Raw genomic sequence first — 3,138 nt, forward strand, 5'->3', positions numbered from 1 at the left:
CGGAGGACTTCGAGGGCTGGGTGCAGGAACGCGGGCTCTACTTCGCCTCCACGTGGGGAACCGAGTACCGGACCGTGCTCTCGTCCACCGATCCCGGAGAGACGCCGGCGGCCGGCGGTCTCCTGTGGGCACGCCACGGCAAGGGGATCTTCATCTACACCGGGTATGCATTCTTCAGGCAGCTCCCGGCGGGCGTACCCGGCGCGTACCGGCTATTCATTAACCTCGTCTCAGCCCGCGGATGAGAGAAACGAAGCACCCCGCGACTCCGGACGGCGAAGAGAAGCCGCCTATCGGTGGGAGCTGGCGTGTCCTCTACGCCGTCGTCATCGGAAATCTCGCACTCCTCATCGTTCTCTTCTACGCGTTCACGAAGGCGTTCTCGTGAGAAGTTACGACTGGCTCGTGCTCGTCGCTTCGCTCGCCTTCATCGTCGTCTACGGGGTGTGGAAGGGCCGCAGGAACCGCGATCTCGACGGCTACATCCTGGGCGATCGCAGCATGCGCTGGTACATGGTCGCCTTCTCCATCATGGCGACCCAGGCCAGCGCGATCACCTTCGTCTCGACGCCCGGCCAGGCCTACGTGGACGGCATGCGCTTCGTGCAGTTCTACTTCGGTCTGCCGCTCGCGATGGTGGTGCTGTCGATCACCGCCGTGCCGCTCTATCGAAGGCTCAAGGTCTACACCGCGTACGAGTACCTCGAGCATCGCTTCGATGTCAGGGTGCGCAGCCTGGCCGCCATTCTTTTCCTCGTGCAGCGCGGGCTGGCCTGCGGACTCACCATCTACGCACCGGCCGTGGTCCTTTCGGTGCTGCTGGGCTGGAACCTTCAGGTCACCTGTCTGGTCATTGGCGTCCTGGTCATCATTTATACGGCGGCGGGCGGAACGAAAGCGGTCTCTCACACCAACTTCTGGCAGATGATCATCATTCTGGGCGGCCTCGCGACCACCCTGGCGATCGCGGTGGCACGGCTTCCCGAGAGCGTCTCCTTCGCGGAAGCGGTTCACGTGGCGGGCCGCATGGGCCGACTGAACGCGATCGACTTCTCGTTCGATTGGAACAACCGCTACAACTTCTGGTCGGGCATCATCGGCGGTTTCTTTCTCGCGCTTTCCTACTTTGGTACCGACCAATCGCAGGTCGGCCGTTACCTCTCGGGCCAATCTGTCACGCAAAGCCGGCTCGGTCTCCTGTTCAACGGCATGGTCAAGGTGCCGATGCAGTTCGTGATCCTGTTCATCGGGGCCATGGTCTTCGTCGTCCATCAGTTCCACGCGACGCCGGTCTATTTCAATCCCGTGGAAACGCAGCGCGTCGAGGCAAGCGCGCGCGCGGACGAGTTCCAAGTTCTTCAGGCGCAGCACGACGCGCTCACGGAGGCGAAGCGAGCCGAGATCGAGACGTTGCTTCGGGCGCGCCGGGCCGGTGACCGCGCGGCCGAGGCGTCGGCGGCGACGTCCATCGACCGCATTCAGGCCGAGGCCAACGACCTTCGCATGCAGGCCCGCGAGATCGTGCGCGAGGTCAACCCGGGATCGGACGGCAACGATGTGAACTACATTTTCCTGTCGTTCGTGCTCGCGTCGCTACCGGTCGGCGTCATCGGTCTCGTACTCGCCATGGTCTTCGCGGGGTCGATGTCATCGACGGCCTCGGAGCTCAACGCTCTCGCCTCGACGACGATCGTGGATATCTATCGGAGGTTCTGGAAGCGTACGCGGTCGGAACAGCACCTGGTCGTGGTATCAAAGGTTGCGACCGTGGTCTGGGGTGGGCTCGCCATTCTCTTCGCGTTGTACGCCAACCGGCTCGGCTCGCTGGTCGAGGCCGTCAACATCCTGGGATCGCTCTTCTATGGCACGATCCTCGGAATCTTTCTGCTGGCGTTCTACGTGAAGCGGGCGAGGGGGACGGCGGTCTTCTTTGGGGCGCTGGCGGGAGAGGCTGCGGTCGTTGTCTGCTTCACGGCCACCGACATCTCGTTTCTCTGGTACAACGTGGTCGGTTGCCTCGGGACCATCGCCTGCGCGCTCGTGTTCTCGCTACCGGGCGGCCGCTGGGGCCGCCCGGTAGCCCGGTCCGTTACTTCTTAGCTTTCTTCCACTCCGCGACCTGCTTCTCGATCTTGGCGATCTCATCGGCGGGTGCGTCCGTCTTGCCCACTGCGATTGCCTTCTCCCCGAACTGGATGGCCTCCGCTGTCTTGCCTTCCTTCGCCATCATGTTGGCCTTGAGACGCAGGTTGAGCCAGGTCTCCTTGATGGAGATCGACTTGTCGACCCACTGCCGCGCTTCGTCGGGAGCGACGTTGTTGTCGAAGGCGAAGCTCGCGCAACGGAACGCCGTCTGCTGGTCGTCCGCGGCCAGCGAAGCCATGGCGGCGCGGGCGCTCGCGAGCGCGTGATCGATCGTTTCCACCTGGATCTCGAACGGGACACGGAGCTTCTCCCAGTCGAGAGCCACCGTGGCCTTGTCCACGGCGATGTTCGGGAGGCTAAACGCCATCCACTCGGTGAACTCGTGCGGCTGGGCCTTGACCTGGATTCGGAGCGCGTCGTCCTTCTCGTCGTAGGAGTAGCTCCCCCATTGTTCGGCCTTCTTGTTGAAGATAACCGTCCAGTCGCTCTTGGTGGGGATCGTGTGAATACTGTAGGTCCCAGCCGGGAGCGCCTGACCGTTCACCTTCACGACCGTGGAGAAGGTGATGATCGTGGCCTCGTTCGCGCCCGTCCTCCACACCTTGTCGTAGGGGACGAGCTCGCCCCAGATCACCCGACCCTTCACACCGGGGCGGCTGTAATTGATCGTGACATCCGTGAGCCCCACGGTCTGCATGACCTGAGCCTTCTGGCTCGGGCGCGGCAGCTGGAGCTGGGCCGAGGAGGCATCGGGCAGCAGGGCCGCAGCCACAAGGGCTGCCATTAGCGGGAGATGTGGTGATCTCATGACTTGGAAGTCCTTTCTAAGGGAATGAACAAGAATTGGGGTCACCCGAAGCCCGATCGAGCGGGTTCGGCAGACCAGAATATAAACCACAGTGGCAGCCCCCGTCCCGATCATTGGCGCGAAATGAACCGTAACGGCATAAACCACATAATTGACAAAAAGGCCGCGGGCGACATGCCCGTGTT

At 62.7% G+C, this 3,138-nt stretch carries 4 protein-coding genes; 3 read left to right on the plus strand and 1 reads right to left on the minus strand.

Features of this window, described 5'->3' with window-relative positions; translation table 11 throughout:
• From VEK15_32735 to VEK15_32745, 3 genes are all read left to right on the plus strand, one after another.
• Nucleotides 1–245, plus strand: a 245-nt coding sequence (locus VEK15_32735) for an LmbE family protein (protein ID HXV65509.1), incomplete at its 5' end; no start/stop codon positions are given.
• Entirely contained in the window at nucleotides 242–388 is a 147-nt protein-coding gene (locus tag VEK15_32740) for a hypothetical protein (GenBank protein ID HXV65510.1), read from the plus strand. The genes VEK15_32735 and VEK15_32740, both read left to right, overlap by 4 nt.
• Entirely contained in the window at nucleotides 385–2,100 is a 1,716-nt protein-coding gene (locus VEK15_32745; protein HXV65511.1) for a sodium:solute symporter, read from the plus strand. Before VEK15_32740 ends, VEK15_32745 begins: the two co-directional genes overlap by 4 nt.
• Here VEK15_32745 and VEK15_32750 read toward each other — a convergent pair.
• Complete coding sequence (locus tag VEK15_32750) at nucleotides 2,090–2,953, minus strand: DUF2911 domain-containing protein (GenBank protein ID HXV65512.1); 864 nt, start codon at nucleotides 2,951–2,953, stop codon at nucleotides 2,090–2,092. The genes VEK15_32745 and VEK15_32750 overlap by 11 nt on opposite strands.
• Between the last annotated feature and the right edge of the window lie 185 nt (nucleotides 2,954–3,138).

The organism is Vicinamibacteria bacterium, assembly GCA_035620555.1.
GTDB lineage: Bacteria > Acidobacteriota > Vicinamibacteria > Marinacidobacterales > SMYC01 > DASPGQ01.